This window comes from Streptomyces sp. NPDC091287, assembly GCF_044768525.1.
Lineage (GTDB): Bacteria > Actinomycetota > Actinomycetes > Streptomycetales > Streptomycetaceae > Streptomyces.
Genome location: NZ_JBIVUV010000014.1, coordinates 162,453 through 179,724, shown reverse-complemented (window position 1 = coordinate 179,724; position 17,272 = coordinate 162,453). Strand labels below are relative to the sequence as shown.

The following is a 17,272-nucleotide window of genomic DNA, read 5'->3' as shown; positions in this document are numbered from 1 at the left end:
CATGGCGGCCCCGACCCTCGTCCGGGAAGCGAAGACCTCCCCGAAGCCGCGGAAGACCGGCGTGAACAACGTGAACAATGGGAGCAGGCGTCGGCGCCGCTTCCGTGAAAACCTCGTCGCCTACAGCTTCCTCGGCGCGGGCGTGCTCTGCTTCGCCCTCTTCTCCTGGTACCCGATCGTCCGCGGCTGGCTGCTCGGCTTCCAGGAAGTGACGTTCGCCCAACCCGCCACCTGGGTGGGCTGGGAAAACTACCGCCGGCTCTTCGACGACCCGCTCTTCGTGACGGCGTGGCAGAACACCGGCTACTTCACCCTCCTCGCCCTCGTCTTCGGGTTCGCCGCCCCCTTCCTCACCGCGGTCGTCCTCAACGAGTTCCGCCACGCGCGTTCCTACCTCCGCATGACCGTCTACCTTCCGGTCATGCTGCCGCCGATCGTCACGATGCTGCTGTGGCGCTGGTTCTACGATCCGGGCCCGGGCCTGTTCAACAACCTTCTCGAGACCCTCCACCTGCCGGCCCAGCAGTGGCTCGAGTCGGAGAACATGTCCATGATCTCCCTGGTGCTGGTCTCGACCTGGGCCAACATGGGAACCACGACCCTCATCTACCTCGCCGCTCTCGGTTCGATCCCCGGCGAGGTGTACGAGGCGGCCGAGCTCGACGGCGCCTCGATCCGCCAGCGGCTGTGGCACGTGACGATGCCGCAGATGCGGTTCATCCTCATGATCACCCTGCTGCTCCAGGTCATCGGCACCATGCAGGTCTTCATCGAGCCGTACGTGCTTACCGGCGGCGGCCCCGACGACGCCACCGTGACCGTCCTCCTGCTGCTCTACCGTTACGCGTTCGTCTACAACGACTTCGGCATGGCCAGCGCCATGAGCACGGTGCTCTTCATCGTCCTCGGACTCTTCGCGGCGGCCTATCTCCGGCTGACCCGCAGCAAGGGCTGAAAGGAACGATCATGCCCGAATCCCTCGAACGCACCCTCATCGCCCCCGCCGAGATGAACCGGCGGACCGGCCGCTTCCTCTACCGGTTCGTGCTGGGCTCGACCGTCATCGGCTTCACCCTCGCGTTCATCTTCCCCCTGTACTGGATGGCGAGCGGGGCAGTGAAATCCTCCTCCGAGCTGGCCGACCCCCAGCCCACCTTCCTCCCGCAGAGCTGGCACCCGGAGTCGTACTCCCAGGCATGGGTCAACGTCGGCCTGGGCGACTACTTCCTCAACACCTTGATCCTGGCCGCCGGCGCCTGGCTGACCCAACTGCTCGTCGACGTGGCCGCCGCCTACGCCCTGTCCAAGCTGCGACCGGCCCTGGGCAACATCGTGCTCGGCATGATGCTGGCCACTCTGATGCTGCCGGTCTCCGCCCTCCTGGTGCCGACCTACCTCACCGTCACCGACGTGCCGCTGTTCGGCGTCAACCTGATCAACACGCCCTGGGCGATCTGGCTGCCTGCCTGTGCGAACGCGTTCAACATCTTCATCCTGAAACGCTTCTTCGACCAGATCCCCGCCGAGCTCCTCGACTCCGCGCGCATGGATGGCGCAGGACCTCTGCGCGTCCTGATGTCCGTCGTCCTGCCGCTGTCCCGCCCAGTCCTCGCGGTCGTCTCGATCTTCGCCGTCGTCGGAGTGTGGAAGGATTTCCTCTGGCCGCTGCTGGTCCTCCCGGACCCGGCACGCCAGCCCATCACCGTCGCGCTCAACCGACTGGCCGAATTCATGCCTGCCAACCAGCTACTGGCCGGCATGGTCATGGCCTCGATTCCCTTGCTGGTGATCTTCCTGATCTTCCAGCGGCACATCATCGCGGGCCTCACGGCAGGCAGCCTCAAGGGCTGACCCACCCGCGTCCTCCAACCCGCCCCACCAGGGCCCCTCACGGGAGGGGCGAGTGCTCGGTACACGCCTGACCGGACGCGCCACGCCCCCCGCGCCGCCTCTTGGCCCCGCGTCGGCGGCACCGTTCGACGGCGGCGACCGCCGCAGCGCACACCCCCTCGCCCGACTGCCGCTTCCGGCCGTCTCCCGCGCGACCCGACCGGGCGAACCCCCACCAGCCCGCTCACCGCGTCAGGTCCACACCCGCAATCCCGCATCCTGACCCGGGCGTTGCTGGGCGTTGCGACTCCACGCCGTCGCACTTCCCCGCGTGACGGCACACGATCGTCGGCCCCTCGCCGACACCCCAAAGGGCAGAGCCGCCCCTTTACGGAAGGACACACCGCTGTGTCGACCCACCGCACCGCAAGGTTCCGCAAGCCCACCGCCGCCATAACCGCCGCCATGCTGCTGGCTCTGACCGGCGCGGTCTCCTACAGCCTGGCCGAGCCGACCCCCGCCTACGCCGCCACCACCACGCTGCAGGCCGAGTCCACCACCCTGTCCGGCGGCGCCGTCGCCGAGCAGGAGCACTCCGGGTACACCGGCAGCGGCTACGTAGGAGGACTGACCGACCGCAACAAGGGCAACGCCTCGATCACCACCAGCGTGCAGTCGGCCCAGGCCGGCGGCGGCAGCGTCGCCGTCCGCTACGCCAACGGCACCGGCTCGACCAAGACCCTCACCCTGCTCCTGGCCGGGGCCAAGGTCAGTCAGGTGAGCCTGCCGGCCACCAGCGGCTGGGCCGCCTGGTCCACCGTCGACGTCCCGGTCACCCTCGCCAAGGGAACCAACAACCTCGCCCTGGCCTTCACCAGCAGCGACAGCGGCAATATCAACGTCGACAGTCTCACGGTCAACACCCCCGACGTCCCTGGCACCGCCGACCCCTCCATCCTGGAGGCGGAGTCCGCCGCCCTGTCGGGCGGTGCGGTCGCGGAACGGGAACACGTCGGCTACACCGGGACCGGCTACGTCGGGGGACTGACCGACCACAACAAGGGCAACGCCTCGATCACCACCAGGGTGCAGTCGGCCCAGGCCGGCGGCGGCAGCGTCGCCGTCCGCTACGCCAACGGTACCGGCTCGTCCAAGACGCTCACCCTGTCCGTGGGCGGCGCCGCCACACAGGTCACGCTGCCGGCGACCAACGGCTGGGCCGCCTGGTCCACCGTCGACGTCCCGGTCGCTTTCGCCGCGGGAACCAACAACCTCGCCCTGGCCTTCACCAGCAGCGACAGCGGCAACGTCAACGTCGACCACTTCAAGGCGACCACCCCCGCAGGCCCCGGCGACCCCGACCCCGGTGACCCGGACCCCAGCGGCGTCGGCGCCACACTGCCCTTCACGGCCTACGAGGCCGAAGGCGGCAGGACCAACGCCTCGACGATCGGCCCCGACCGCACCTACCTCACGGAGGCGTCGGAGGCATCGGGCCGCAAAGCTGTGAAGCTGGCCAGGACCGGCGACTTCGTCGAGATCACGCTGACCGAGCCCGCCAACGCGATCAACCTGCGCTACTCCCTGCCCGACAGCAGCGACGGCCGGGGCATCGACGCCTCCCTGAGCCTCTACGCCGGCGGCAAGGAGCTGACCGACCTCCGTCTGACCTCGCGCTACGCCTGGGTCTACGGCGAATACCCCTACACCAACATCCCTGGCCAGGGCAAGGCCCACCGCTTCTTCGACGACACCCGGCTCCACCTCGGCCAGACACTGCCCGCAGGCACCGTCCTGCGCCTCCAGAAGGACGCCGCGGACACCGCCGCCTTCTACACCGTCGACCTCCTGGAAGCGGAACAGGCCTCGGCGGCCGGGACCCTGCCCAGCGGGTACGTGTCCGCCAGGGACCTCGGCGTCGCACCGGGCGGCCAGGACGTCACCTCAGCCCTCAACAACGCGCTGACGCAGGCCAAGAACCAAGGCAAGGGCCTGTTCCTGCCCGCCGGAACGTACACCATCTCCGACCACGTCAACCTCGTAGGGGTGAAGCTGCGCGGCGCGGGCGTGTGGCACACCATCCTGCGCGGCACCGGCCTCAAGGGCGGCCTGCTCGCCAAGGGAGGCACCAGCACGGTCGAGGACCTGATGATCGACGGCCAGAACACCGTGCGTGACGACGCCGCCGGGCACGCCGCCATAGAGGGCGACTTCGGCACCGACTCCGTCATCCGCAACGTCTGGATCCAGCACACCAAGGTCGGCCTGTGGGTCACCGCCTCGACCAACGGCCTCAAGGCCAGCGACCTGCGCATCCGCAACACCTACGCCGACGGCGTCAACCTGCGCGGCAACGTGCAGAACACCGTCGTCTCCAACAGCAGCATCCGTGGCACCGGCGACGACGCCATGGCCATGTGGTCCGACCCCGGCGCGGTCCGCAACAGCGCCTTCCGCAACAACACCATCCAGCTTCCCACGCTCGCCAACGGCGCCGCGGTCTACGGCGGAAGCGGCAACAGCGTCGAGAACAACCTCATCTCCGACACCGTCACCTCCGCCGCCGGAATCTCCGTCTCCACCCGGTTCGGCGAGCCGTTCACCGGAACCACCACCGTCTCAGGCAACGTCCTGCGCCGCACCGGCAGCCTGGAGCCGAACTGGAACGCCCAGCTCGGCGCCCTGTGGGTCTACGCCGACCGCCACGAGATCACCCAGCCCATCGTCCTGAAGGACAACCTCATCGAGGACTCCACCTACAGCGGACTGCTCGTCTCCTGGGAGAAGCAGGTCACCGACCTGCGCGTGGACGGCCTCACCATCAACAAGACCGGCGCCCACGGCATCGAGGTGTTCGCCGCCGGCAAGGGCGCCTTCTCCAACACCAAGATCACCGGAACCGCCGACACCGCCCTCGACGTCGCGGGCGGCTTCACCGTCCAGCGGGGGAACGGCAACTCCGGCTGGTGACCGAGCCCGGCCGCGAGTCCCGGGACGCCCTTCCGGCGCCCGTACCCGCGGCCGACCGGCCCCACCCATGATTCGCGGGCCCGGACCACAGCCCCCCCCGCTCCCGGGCCCGCGGCACCACCCATCCACTCGCTTCGCACAGGAGGCAGCTCCCATGACCCCGCGCACCACCGACTGGTGGCGACACGCAGCCATCTACCAGGTCTACCCGCGCAGCTTCGCCGACGGCAACGGTGACGGTATCGGTGACCTGGCCGGAGTGCGCTCCCGGCTGGACTATCTGCACCGGCTGGGCATCGAAGCCATCTGGTTCTCCCCGTGGTACCTGACCCCGATGGCCGACGCCGGCTACGACGTCACCGACTTCAGGCAGATCGACCCCCGCTTCGGAACACTCGCCGAAGCCGAAAAGCTCATCGACGAAGCCCATCAGCACAACATCCGCATCATCGTCGACGTCGTCCCCAACCACGTCTCCAACGAGCACGCCTGGTTCCTGGCCGCTCTCGACGCCGCTCCCGGCTCCCCGGAGCGCGACCTGTTCTGGTTCCGCGACGGCCGTGGCGAAAACGGCGAACTGCCCCCCAACGAGTGGCAGTCCATCTTCGGCGGGCCGGCCTGGACCCGCGTTCCCGACGGCCAGTGGTACCTACACCTGTTCGCCCCCGAACAGCCTGATCTGAACTGGCGCAACCCCCTGGTACGCGATGAGTTCGAGGACGTGCTGCGGTTCTGGTTCGACCGGGGAGTCGATGGCATCCGGGTGGACTCGGCCGCCATGTGCAGTAAGGACCCCGCCCTGCCCGATTACGACCACAGCGTCTTCCCCGACCCCCACCCCTATGTCGACCTCGACGAGAACCACGACATCTACCGGGGGTGGCGCGCGGTCGCCGACTCCTACCCCGGCCGGCGCGCACTGATCGGGGAGGTGTGGCTCGCCGACCCCGCCCGCTTCGCCCAGTACCTGCGCGCCGACGAGCTGCACGCCGCTTTCAACTTCGACTTCCTCGGGTGCAGTTGGGACGCCTCCACGCTGCGTGCCTGCATCGACCAGACACTCGCCGCACACGCCGAGGTCGAGGCGCCGAGCACGTGGGTCCTGTCGAACCACGACGTCACGCGCCACGTCACCCGCTACGGGCGGCCCGACACCAGCACGGCCGCGGGCATCCGCCAGTACAACCCGGTCGTCGACGAGGACCTCGGCCGGCGCCGTGCCCGCGCGGCCGCCCTGCTCACCATGGCGCTGCCCGGCGCCGTCTACATCTACCAGGGCGAGGAGCTCGGCCTGCCCGAGGTCGAGAACATCCCCGCCGACCGCCGTGACGACCCCATCTACCACCGTACGCAGGGCAAGGACCCCGGCCGGGACGGTTGCCGCGTGCCCCTGCCCTGGGACGGGAGCACGGAGTCCTACGGGTTCAGCCCCGCCGGCGCCGATCGCCCCTGGCTGCCCCAGCCCACCGCCTGGGCACAGCTCCACGCCGCCGCCCAGGAGTCCGACCCCACATCCATGCTCCACCTCTACCGAACGGCCCTGGCCCTGCGGGTAGAAGAACCCGCTCTGGGCGACGGGCCCCTCACCTGGCTCCCCGCCCCCGAGGAGGTCCTCGCGTTCACCCGCGGAGGCGACTTCACCTGCATGATCAACCTTTCGGAGGCCGCCACACCCCTGCCGCCGAACAGCACGGTGCTCGTCACCTCCCAGTCGCTGTCCGACGGGCTACTGCCGCCCGACACCGGAGTCTGGCTCCGCACCGCTTGAACCGTCCAGGGCCGACGACGTGCTAGCCGTAGGGCAGCGGCCACGGGGGCGGATCCCGCCCCTGTGATCGGCATCGGCTGCACAGCCGACCGCACGATCTACGCCGCAGACTGCCGCCCACAACCAGCAGGAGTATGCCGAGGACCAGTTACACCAGACCTCTGACCTGCTCCTTCAGGTTGGCGGGGACTTGCTGGGTTTGGATCGGGGGCGCCCGCGACGCGGAACCCAGTACCGGCGGGCGGCGCGTCTCCCTGCACGTGGCCGACGATGAGGACCGGAACCAGGTGATGCTTCTGGTGCTCAGCCACCGAACCCCTTCCTCCACCGAACCCCTTCCTCGTCGTTCCTCCTGAGGGCCGGGACGCCAGCCTCCTGCGGCTGGCCGGATTCGACCGCGCACAGCCGGTAGGCATGCCGCATCCCCCGCACGCCGTGCAGGCGCTTGACAGGGCGGCCCAGAGCTTGGGTGAGCCGGGCCGTGCAGGGAGTCGGCCTGCGGCTCGTCGTAGGAGAGTCGATGCGGTGGTGGGGCGGGCCGGAAAGCGGTGCGCAGGGCGCCCGAGTCGGACCTTGGCCCGGAAATGCTCCGGAACAGCTGGTCAGAGGTGGGACAGCGGTGGGGGATATCGGGAGTGGCCTCGTCGTTCGACCCACGGCTCCCATGTGACCCACGAAGGGCGCCTGCCAGGGAAAGCCCCTGGTCAGGCGCCCTTCTGCTGTGCCTAGAAGAAGCCCAGCCTCTTCGGCGAGTACGACACCAGAAGGTTCTTCGTCTGCTGGTAGTGCTCCAGCATCATCTTGTGGTTCTCCCTGCCGATACCCGACTGCTTGTAGCCTCCGAATGCCGCGTGCGCCGGGTAGGCGTGGTAGCAGTTCGTCCAGACCCTGCCCGCCTTGATCCCGCGCCCCGCCCGGTAGGCCGTGTTGACGTCGCGGGTCCAGACTCCGGCTCCCAGTCCGTACAGGGTGTCGTTCGCCGTGCTGATGGCGTCGTCGAAGTCCGTGAAGGACGTCACGGCCACGACCGGGCCGAAGATCTCCTCCTGGAAGACCCGCATCCGGTTGTCGCCCTCAAGGACCGTCGGCTGGACGTAGTAGCCGCCCGCCAGCTCACCGTCGTGCTCGATGCGCCGGCCACCCGTCAGGATCTTCGCTCCCTCCTGCTGGCCGATGTCCAGGTACGAAAGGATCTTCTGCAGCTGGTCGTTGGAGGCCTGGGCGCCGATCATCGTGTCGGTGTCCAGCGGGTGACCCGACACGATCTGTTCCGTACGGGCGATGCCGGCCTCCAGGAACGCGCCGTAGTGGCCGCGCTGAATGAGAGCACGCGACGGGCACGTGCACACCTCGCCCTGGTTGAGGGCGAACATGGTGAAACCTTCGAGGGCCTTGTCGAGAAAGTCGTCGTCGGCGCGTGAGACGTCGTCGAAGAAGATGTTCGGCGACTTGCCACCCAGCTCCAAGGTCACCGGCTTGATGTTCTCGGAGGCGTACTGCATGATCAGCCGCCCCGTCGTGGTCTCACCGGTGAAGGCGATCTTCGCGACGCGCGGGCTCGAGGCGAGCGGCTTCCCGGCTTCCACTCCGAAACCGTTGACGATATTGACGACGCCGGGCGGAAGCAGATCCGCCACCAGGCTCAGCCAGTAGTGGATCGAGGCGGGCGTCTGCTCGGCCGGTTTGAGGACCACCGCATTGCCCGCGGCGAGCGCCGGCGCGAGCTTCCAGGTGGCCATCAGGATGGGGAAGTTCCACGGGATGATCTGGGCGACCACACCCAGCGGCTCATGGAAGTGGTACGCGACAGTGTCGTCGTCGATCTCGCTGAGCGAACCCTCCTGGGCGCGCAGAGCCCCCGCGAAATAGCGGAAGTGGTCGATGGCCAGCGGGATGTCGGCGGCCAGCGTCTCCCGTACGGGCTTCCCGTTCTCCCAGCTCTCGGCGACCGCCAGCTCCTCCAGGTGAGCCTCCATCCGGTCGGCGATCCTGTTCAGCACCGAGGCCCGGTCCCCGGCGGATGTGGCCCCCCAGCCCGGAGCCGCCGCATGGGCGGCGTCCAGGGCCAGTTCGACGTCCTCGGACGTGCCGCGTGCGATCTCGGTGAACGGGCGGCCGTTGACGGGGCTCGGGTTCTCGAAGTACTGGCCCCGGGCCGGCGGGACGTACGCGCCGCCGATCCAGTGGTCGTAGCGGGACGCGTAGGTGACGATCGCGCCCTCGGTGCCCGGCGCTGCGTAACGGGTCATCTCAGTGGCCTCCCGGATCCGGCGCCGCCCGTCGTCGGACGGCCCTCGCCGCGAGGCTAGGGACGGGGACGTTGCAAGGGCGTTGCAACGACGTCGCCGGGCGCCCTCCACGGTCTGTCGTCACCCTCCTGTCGGCCGGGCGTCGACAGGACAACGCCGCAGATGTGCGTGCCAGGCGTCGCGGGCCGGACGAGACTTCGCGGACACCACCTAGCCGCGCTGCTCAGCGTCCAGCCCCCGTACCCTGGCCAGCAACGCCGCCCGCTGGACCACCGGAACCGCCCCGGCCAGCGCGCGCCACACCGGCAGGTCCTCCTCGCCCCACGGGCTGTAGGCCCAGTCGGCCAGCAGCCCCGGATCAGCCCGGGAGATCAACGCAGCCCGCAGCTGCTCCGAGATCAGCCGCCGGAGCCGTACGACCGCGGGGGCCCGGGAACCCGGCAACAGCGGGCCCGTGTACGCGCCCAGCGCCGCCGCCACCGCGCCCGAACCCAGCCGGCGCGTCACCGTGTCGAAATCGGCGTCCACCGGGACGGCCAGCCGATAGGGGCGCGAGTCCAGCAGGTCGGGCCCCAACAGCCGCCGGAGCCGTGAAAGTTCGGCCCTCAAGGTCACCGGGGTGACCGACTCGTCCTCGTACAGCTCCACCAGCAGCTCGTCCCCGCTCAGGCCCTCCGGCCGTCGGGTCAGGGCGACCAGGATCTCGCTGTGCCGCCGGCTGAGCCGCAGCCGGCGTCCGCGCGTCACCAGCAACGCCTCGTCCCTGCCCAGCGCGGTCAGCCGCAGCGAATCGACATCGGAGTCGGACGGCGGCGTCAGCAGCGCGAGCTGCGACTCGGCGGCCCGGGCCACCGCCTGGACGAACGCCAGACTGTGCGGGTGGGCGAGCCGGTCGCCGCCCGTGATGTCGACGGCTCCCAGCACCCGGCCCGTACGGGGATCGTGCAACGGCGCCGCCGCGCAGGTCCACTGCTGTACCGGTCGCAGGAAGTGCTCGGCCGCGAAGACCTGGACCGGACGGTCCACGGCGATGGCCGTTCCCGGCGCGTTCGTCCCCGCCACGGACTCGGCCCAGCGGGCGCCCTCCACGAAGTTCATCAGGCCGGCCCGCCGCCGCGCCGCCGTATGCCCCTCGACCCACAGGAGCCGTCCGTGGGCGTCGCAGACGGCCAGCAGGTGTTCCCCGTCCGTCGCGTACGCACCCATCAGCTCACGGATCACGGGCATCGCACGGGCCAGGGGATGCGCCGCCCGGTAGGGGCCCAGCTCGTCCGGGCCGAGCTCCACCGCGGGGGCGTCGTCCGGGCAGACCCGGGCCCGCGCCGAGCGTCGCCAGGACGCGCCGACCACCGCACGGACCGGCCGCTCCAGGCGTCCCGCCGAGGTGAACACGTCATGGGCGCGGCGCAGTGCGCCGCTCCGTTCGCCGGGATCGGCGTCCGCCGCCAGGGCCACCCAGGGATCCGTCAACTCACCCTCCCGTCCAAGGGCCTTCGTGCCCTCCCATCGTCGTCGCCGCCGGACTCCGCGACAAGCTCGGTGCGGAGAGTCATCACCACGGGGGCCGGGGGAGGTCGCTCAGGCGGTGTCGACGACGAGCCGGAGATAGCGTTCCCAGTCCCAGTGGACGCCCGGGTCGGTGTGGTCGCTGCCCGGCACCTCGTGATGGCCGACGATGTGCTCCCGGTCCTTGGGGATGCCGTGGCGATCGCAGATGTCCGCGGTGAGCCTGGCGGACCGGAGATACATGACCTCCGTGAAGAACTCCGGGCGGTCCACCCACCCTTCGTGCTCGATGCCGATGCTCCGGGTGTTCCAGCTCCAGTTGCCCGCGTGCCAGGCGATGTCCTTCTCGCGTACGCACTGGGCGACATGGCCGTCGCCGGAGCGCACCACGTAGTGGGCCGACACCTGCTTGGAGGGGTTGCGGAAGATGCCCGCGGTCGGCGTGAACAGCTGTTGGGCGACATGGATGACGACGCGGTCGATCCAGCGCTCCGAAGGGCGGGAGGGGACGGTGTAGTTGGCGGCGGCTGCCGGAGCCCAGAGTGCCGTCGCGTAGTCGGTGGGGCCCTCCGGTGCCGCCACGGCCCTCGCGGAGGCGGGCAGGACGGCCGCCGCCATCGTCGCGGCGGCGCACTGAATGATCCTTCTGCGGTGCAACGGCACTCCTGAGGCCGGGGCCAGGGGCCGAGGCATGGGCGGAACGGGGCGGGACAGGGCGGCAGGGACAGGGGCAGGGACAAGGCAAGGGCAAGGGCAGAGACGGGCGCAGGGCAAGGACGGGGACCGGAACGTACGGAGCTGAGCCGGGGCAGTCTCCCGGCTCGTGAATCGCCCCCGCCGATGCAGATGACGAACCCGCCGTACAGCCGGTTCCCCGCAGCCGCTGTCCGGACACGCTTGGACCCGCGCGCGTGCGCCTCCTACGCGTGCGCCTCCTTCGCGTGCGGCCGCCGCGCCTGCGGCTCCCGCGCCGGAGACACCTTTTCCCGCGAGCGGCGGATTCGCCCAGCGTCCGGCCTCCGCCTCCGGCACTCCGGCCCCCCCGCTTCCGGCGCGCGGTCCCCGGCCAGAGGCTCCCCAGTCCCAGGCCCCCCGCCCCCCGGCCGGACGGTTCAGACAGCCGTGTCCGCCGCCCCACCGTCGGCCCCCGCCAGCGCGCCCGCCGGGTCGTCGTCCGCCGGTCCGGCAGGCACCCAACGACCGCGCTCCTTGCGGTAGGGCCACCACCGCCCGTTCCGGTCCAACCGGAGCTGGAGGTCGGCGCCCGCGACGGTCCAGCGGGCCCGGCCGCCTGCCCGCAGGGCCGGCCGCTCGCCCGCCTCCCACGCCTCGCCGAGCCGGGCGCGGCCCCGCGCCAGGTCCTCCGGGTCCGGCGTCCACTCCTCGTCCAGCACCGTGAGTGCCGCGACCCCGCCGTACCGCCAGGCGCGGACCGCCGCGTCCAGGTCCGCGGCCGGGCGGCCGGATCCCGCGGCCAGCCGGGCCCCGATGCGCGGCTCGGGCCGGGTGTCCGCGGCCAGCCGTACCGCGTCCTGCCGCGGAGTCAGCTCGACCGGGAGCGGCTGTCCCTCGTGCCCCGGAGCCAGCGCGTCCAGCAGCATCCGGTGCGCCCGCACCGCGCTGTCGGCCGCCAGTACCTTCAGCGCCGCCGGGTCGACCCCGGGCGCCGGGGCGGTCTCCGTGTCCAGCGCAGGCCCGAGCCCCGGTTCATCGGGGGCCGGTGGGGGAGTGGGGAGCGGCGGCAGGATCCCGGCCGCCGCGAACGCCTCGTCGGCCGGGACACCGTGAACCTCCCGCTCCGCGTCGTCGGCCGCCTCCCGCGCCCCGTCGCCGCCCGCCCGGACCGCCCGGGCGGCGCTGCGCACCTGGAGTTCGTCCAGCAGCCGCCGCTCCTCGCGCCCCCGCATCAGCAGCAGGACGAACGGGTCCTCGTCCAGCAGGCGCGCCACCTGGTAGCAGAGGGCACCCGAGTGCGGGCAGTGGTCCCAGGTCCCACAGGTGCACTCAGGCTCCAGGTCCCCGATGCCGGGCAGCAGCTCGACACCGGCGCCCGCCGCGTCCTCCACCAGATGCGGCGGCATCTCCCGGTCCAGCAGCGCCGCGATGTGCCCGGCCCGGTCCACGGCCATGTCCAGGAACCGGTCCCAGGCGCCCGCGCCGAGCTGCTGGAGCAGGACGTCGCTGCGGTAGGCCGTGCCGTCGCGGTCCCGGACCACGGCTGTGATCCGACCCGGCCGTACGGAGACCGCCCCGACCCTGCCCTCCCGGGCCAGTCGCCGGCCCTGCTTGAGCTGTTGTCCGTCCAGCGCGGTGTCCTCCAGGGCCTTGAGCCACGCCAGCCCCCACCAGGACGTCGCGAAACCCCGGCCCTGCGCAGGGGGAAACGCCGCGAACACACGCTCCGCCCCGCGCCGGCCACCCCGCGACGCCCCGTCTCCGCCCACGTCGGAGGCGTCCGCGTCGCCCGTCCCGTACTCCGCCCCGTACGCGTAGTCGTCCTCGTCCTCGTAGTCATCGCTCATCGTGCGCCCCCTCGCAGCTCGACCAGGTCGGCCAGTTCCGCATCGGTCAGTTCGGTCAGTGCCGCCTCGCCCGAGCCGAGCACCGCGTCCGCGAGCCCTTGCTTGCGGGCGAGCATCTCGGCGATCCGGTCCTCGATCGTGCCCTCGGCGATCAGCCGGTGCACCTGCACCGGCTGCGTCTGGCCGATGCGGTACGCCCGGTCCGTCGCCTGCGCCTCGACCGCCGGGTTCCACCAGCGGTCGAAGTGCACGACATGACCGGCCTGGGTGAGGTTGAGTCCGGTGCCCGCCGCCTTGAGGGACAGCAGGAACACCGGGGCCTCGCCCGCCTGGAAGCGGTTCACCATCTCCTCGCGCCGGGCCACGGGCGTACCGCCGTGCAGGAACTGCGTGTCCACCCCGCGCGCGGCCAGGTGTTCCTCCAGCAGCCGGGCCATCTGTACGTACTGCGTGAAGACCAGCACCGAACCCTGCTCGGCCAGGATCGTGTCCAGGAGTTCGTCCAGCAGCTCGACCTTCCCCGATCGGTCCGCGATCCGCGGCTGTTCCTCCTTGAGGTACTGCGCCGGATGGTTGCAGATCTGCTTCAGCGCCGTCAGCAGCTTCATCACGAGACCCCGTCGCTCGAAGCCGTCGGCGGCGGAGATCTCCGCCAGGGTCTCGCGGACCACCGCCTCGTACAGGCCGGTCTGTTCCGGCGTCAGCGACACGGCCCGGTCGGTCTCGGTCTTCGGCGGCAGCTCCGGAGCGATCCCCGGATCGGACTTCCGGCGGCGCAGCAGGAACGGCCGCACCAGCGCCGCGAGCCGCTCGGCCGCACCCAGGTCGCTGCCGCTCTCGACCGCTGCCGCGTACCGCGTACGGAAGGCGCCGAGCCGGCCGAGCAGACCGGGCGTCGTCCAGTCCAGGATCGCCCACAGCTCGGAGAGGTTGTTCTCGACGGGGGTACCGGTGAGCGCGACCCGGGCCCGGGCCCCGATGGTCCGCAACTGCTTGGCCGTCGCCGAGTGCGGGTTCTTGACGTGCTGCGCCTCGTCGATGACGACCATGCCCCAGGACGCGACGGCGAGCCGGGGCGCGTCGAGGCGCATCGTGCCGTACGTCGTCAGGACGAACTCGCCGTCCACCAGGCCTTCCAGGGAACGCGACGCGCCGTGGAAACGGCGTACGGGGGTGCCCGGCGCGAACCTCTCGATCTCCCGCTGCCAGTTGCCCATCAACGAGGTCGGGCACACCACCAGCGTCGGACCGGCCGCGTCGCGGTCGCTCTGCCGGTGCAGATGCAGGGCGATGAGCGTGATCGTCTTGCCGAGGCCCATGTCGTCGGCCAGGCAGCCGCCGAGGCCGAGCGAGGTCATCGTGTTCAGCCAGTTCAGGCCGCGCAGCTGGTAGTCGCGCAGGGTCGCGGTGAGCGTCTCGGGCTGTCCGATCGACTGCTGGGCGGCGGACTCCGGGTCGGCCAGCCGGTCCCGCAACCGCTGGAGCCAGCCGGTCGCCGCCACCTCGACGCGACGACCGTCCACCTCCGTCGAACCGGTCAGCACCGCGCCGAGAGCGTCGATCGGGGTGACCTTGCGGTCCTGGGTGTCCCGGGCCCGGCGGGCCTCCTCGGGGTCGATGAGCACCCACTGGTCACGCAGCCGCACGATGGGCCTGGTGGACTCGGCCAGCCGGTCCAGCTCCTCGCGGGTCAGCTTCTGGTCGCCGAGGGCGAACCGCCAGTCGAACGACAGCAGTGCGTCGGCGGAGAGGAACGAGGGCACGTCCGCGGCGATGCGTCCCCGCGTCCCGGCCTCCTGTCCGACCCCTTCCCGGTCCGTGGAGTCCCGGTCCGTGGAGTCCCGGTCGTCCGGGCCGATCACGGCGCGCGCGGTGAGCTTCCTGGCCAGTTCCTTGGGCCAGTGCACCTGCACTCCGGCGGCGGCCAGGGCACGCGAGGCGGACCCCAGCAGCTCGGCGATCTCCTCGTCGGCCGGTTCCACCGAGTCCGGCACCGCGGCGGAGAGCAACGGCGCCAGCGGCGGCCAGGCGCGGGCGGCCCGGCGCAGGGTGAGGAGGGCGTCGATCCGGGCCCGGGGCCCGAACGCGGCGGCGGTCCGCGAGTCGCCCGCCCACACCTCGGCCGCGTCGGCGACGAGGGTGGGATCGCTGACACTGTGGATCTGCAGCACGGCACGGAACGACGGCGTGGCCAGGTCCGGACCGGTCCCCGGCCCCGGCCCCGTTGCTTCCGGGGTGGCCTCGGGGCCCGCCTCCGCACCGCTCCGCTGTGAGGTCACACCCGCGACCTCGATACGCAACGAGAGCCGCACGCCCGCGTCGTGACCGGCCGCCACATCGGCCGCCCAGGCCCGCCCCTCGGGCAGGTGCTGCGGCTGCTGGGAGGTGAACGCGGGGCCTGCGGCGGCGAACCCCGCGCCCGGCGTACGGGGCATCGCGTCGGCCACGGCATCAAGGAACGCGCGCAGCAGGCGCTCCGGTTCGGGCAGCAACGTTTCGCCGACGGCGCCGCTCGTCGTGTTCCGCGCCGCTTCCCGCTCCCCAGCTCCGCCCGACTGCCCGTCGCCCCCGACCAGAACGGGGGTCGCGTGGGCGGTCGGCGGCATCGATGCCGCCAGTTCCCGGATGCGTTCGAGGTCGTCGGCGTTCAACGGCCCGATCCGCCAGGCGTCGTGGTCGGTACGGCTCAGCCCTGGCAACAGGAGGCCGCGGGCGACGAACTGGAGAGCGAGAAGCGCGGCGGCGCCCCAGAAGGCGGTGGCGGGTGAGGCACCCGCGACGGCGCGTGCCCGGGTCAGGATTGGCAGAGCGTCCCGCACGGGGAGGTACCGCGCGGTCACCGTACGGGGTCGCAGGTCGGTTTCGACGACGGTCAGCTCCGACGAAGGCCCGGGAGTGCCGGAAGGGGTGCTACCGTCCGGATTCCAGAACGCGATCCTGCCGGTACGGGCTGGATCCGCGGGGACGAAGACCGCGGGGCAGCGAGCCAGTTCGGCGATCTCGGAGGGCGTTGCCGCAGGGTGCCTGTGCACAGCGATGTCAGATTCCTCAAATTTGACTAGTGGGCGGAATCGCCGAGGGTACTCCATTCCGAGCGGCGACAGGCCGTAGAGCTATGTGGTGTGCGTCACTTCTTCCCCTTTCCTGGTCCCGATGGTGCAGCCAGCCCCACCATCGGGCCCGGGGGTCTGCCCCAGGGGAACCAGGGTGGTGGCGCCATGGCCCGCACTCGCCCCCGGTCCGTACGTTCTATGAGGTCAGCGCATATGTTCCAGAGACCGGAGACGTCATGCCCCAGGCGACAGCCACTGTTGCGGATTCCGCCGACGAAAGCAGCCCGGACCGCCCGGCCGACGTTCGCGGGACGGCAGCCGGGAGCGACTTCGCGCCGCTGCTGCGCGCCGTGCGGGACCAGGGACTGCTGGAGCGCCGCACGGACCGGTATGTGCTCGGCATCGCCGCCAATCTGGCGGCCCTGGGCGCGGTGATCACCGGATTCGTTCTGCTGGGCGACACCTGGTGGAGCCTGCTCCTCACCCTGCCGCTGGCGGTCTTCTGGACCCGTACGGCTTTCGTCGGCCATGACGCGGGGCACGCCCAGATATCCGGCGACCGCAGGACGAGCAGGCTGATCGGTCTCGTCCACGCCAATCTGCTCCTCGGTATGAACGAGGCGTGGTGGAACGACAAGCACGTACGCCACCACGCCAATCCGAACCACATCGACAAGGACCCCGATGTCGGCGTCGGTGCCCTGGTCTGGACCCAGAAGCAGGCGGCGCAGCGTGAGGGGTTCGCGCGCTGGCTCACCAGGAACCAGGCCCGCCTGTTCTTCCCGATGCTCCTGCTCGAAGGCATCGCCCTGAAGATCTACGGATTCCAGTTCCTGCGCCGCCAGCCCCTCCGGGAGCGGGCCGTCTCGGGGCTGCTGCTGACCGCGCACTGCGCCCTCTACGCGACCCTGCTGCTCAGCACGCTGTCCCCCGGCAAGGCGATCGTCTTCGGACTGGTGCTGCACGCGCTGTTCGGCCTCCACCTGGGCATGGCCTTCGCCCCGAACCACAAGGGGATGGAGATGCCCGACCCCGACGGCGAGCGCTGGGGCCACCTTCAGCGACAGGTCCTGACCTCGCGCAACGTACGCGGCGCCGTCCTGACCGACTGGTTCCTCGGCGGGCTGAACTACCAGATCGAGCACCACCTCTTCCCGAGCATGCCCCGCCCCAACCTGCGCCTCGCCCAGCCCCTGGTCAAGGCGCACTGCTCCGGCATCGGCATGCCGTACGCGGAGACCGGCCTGATCGAGTCCTACCGGCAGGCGCTGTCGCACATGCACGAGGTCGGCGAACCGCTGCGATAGCGCGGCCGACGGGGAACGTAAGGGCGCGTGGACGCGTTCACACAAACAGGAGCGGCGCCGGCCGCGA

10 protein-coding genes are annotated in these 17,272 nt (G+C 71.0%); 5 read left to right on the top strand and 5 right to left on the bottom strand.

The window, feature by feature from the left end:
- Position 1 precedes the first annotated feature (1 nt).
- The 4 genes from ACIQRW_RS24280 to ACIQRW_RS24265 all read left to right on the top strand — a co-directional run bounded on the left by ACIQRW_RS24280 (position 2) and on the right by ACIQRW_RS24265 (position 6,568).
- A complete protein-coding gene (locus ACIQRW_RS24280) occupies positions 2–955 on the top strand; it encodes a carbohydrate ABC transporter permease (RefSeq protein ID WP_403763942.1) in 954 nt (317 codons plus the stop codon).
- 11 nt (positions 956–966) lie between these two features.
- Positions 967–1,851 carry a carbohydrate ABC transporter permease gene (locus tag ACIQRW_RS24275; RefSeq protein ID WP_403763940.1) on the top strand — a complete coding sequence of 295 codons (885 nt, stop codon included), beginning with the start codon at positions 967–969 and terminating at the stop codon, positions 1,849–1,851.
- 387 nt (positions 1,852–2,238) lie between these two features.
- Complete coding sequence (locus ACIQRW_RS24270; protein ID WP_403763938.1) at positions 2,239–4,800, top strand: carbohydrate-binding protein; 2,562 nt, start codon at positions 2,239–2,241, stop codon at positions 4,798–4,800.
- 154 nt (positions 4,801–4,954) lie between these two features.
- Positions 4,955–6,568, top strand: coding sequence for a glycoside hydrolase family 13 protein (locus ACIQRW_RS24265; protein WP_403763936.1), 1,614 nt, complete (start codon positions 4,955–4,957; stop codon positions 6,566–6,568).
- Between the two features lie 725 nt (positions 6,569–7,293).
- Here ACIQRW_RS24265 and ACIQRW_RS24260 read toward each other — a convergent pair.
- The 5 genes from ACIQRW_RS24260 to ACIQRW_RS24240 form a co-directional block, all read right to left on the bottom strand.
- Complete coding sequence (locus ACIQRW_RS24260) at positions 7,294–8,817, bottom strand: aldehyde dehydrogenase family protein (protein ID WP_403763934.1); 1,524 nt, start codon at positions 8,815–8,817, stop codon at positions 7,294–7,296.
- A 210-nt stretch (positions 8,818–9,027) separates the two neighbouring features.
- Positions 9,028–10,287, bottom strand: coding sequence for a GAF domain-containing protein (locus tag ACIQRW_RS24255; protein WP_403763932.1), 1,260 nt, complete (start codon positions 10,285–10,287; stop codon positions 9,028–9,030).
- 108 nt (positions 10,288–10,395) lie between these two features.
- Positions 10,396–10,980: an N-acetylmuramoyl-L-alanine amidase gene (locus tag ACIQRW_RS24250; RefSeq protein WP_403763930.1), complete on the bottom strand. Its 585-nt coding sequence runs from the start codon at positions 10,978–10,980 to the stop codon at positions 10,396–10,398.
- A gap of 455 nt (positions 10,981–11,435) precedes the next feature.
- Positions 11,436–12,845, bottom strand: a complete 1,410-nt coding sequence (locus ACIQRW_RS24245) for an SWF or SNF family helicase (protein WP_403763928.1) — start codon at positions 12,843–12,845, stop codon at positions 11,436–11,438.
- Entirely contained in the window at positions 12,842–15,877 is a 3,036-nt protein-coding gene (locus ACIQRW_RS24240; RefSeq protein ID WP_403763926.1) for a DEAD/DEAH box helicase, read from the bottom strand. The genes ACIQRW_RS24245 and ACIQRW_RS24240 overlap by 4 nt, the downstream gene beginning before the upstream one ends.
- A gap of 257 nt (positions 15,878–16,134) precedes the next feature.
- Here ACIQRW_RS24240 and ACIQRW_RS24235 point away from each other — a divergent pair, with 257 nt between their 5' ends.
- Complete coding sequence (locus ACIQRW_RS24235) at positions 16,135–17,205, top strand: fatty acid desaturase family protein (RefSeq protein ID WP_403763924.1); 1,071 nt, start codon at positions 16,135–16,137, stop codon at positions 17,203–17,205.
- Positions 17,206–17,272: the final 67 nt, after the last annotated feature.

What these genes read in the sequence shown, in the direction of transcription:
- ACIQRW_RS24280 (WP_403763942.1), top strand. Translation starts at nt 2, where the DNA reads ATGGCGGCCCCGACCCTCGTCCGGGAAGCGAAGACCTCCCCGAAGCCG.
- ACIQRW_RS24260 (WP_403763934.1), bottom strand. Translation starts at nt 8,817, where the DNA reads ATGACCCGTTACGCAGCGCCGGGCACCGAGGGCGCGATCGTCACCTAC.
- ACIQRW_RS24265 (WP_403763936.1), top strand. Translation starts at nt 4,955, where the DNA reads ATGACCCCGCGCACCACCGACTGGTGGCGACACGCAGCCATCTACCAG.
- ACIQRW_RS24245 (WP_403763928.1), bottom strand. Translation starts at nt 12,845, where the DNA reads ATGAGCGATGACTACGAGGACGAGGACGACTACGCGTACGGGGCGGAG.
- ACIQRW_RS24275 (WP_403763940.1), top strand. Translation starts at nt 967, where the DNA reads ATGCCCGAATCCCTCGAACGCACCCTCATCGCCCCCGCCGAGATGAAC.
- ACIQRW_RS24235 (WP_403763924.1), top strand. Translation starts at nt 16,135, where the DNA reads ATGCCCCAGGCGACAGCCACTGTTGCGGATTCCGCCGACGAAAGCAGC.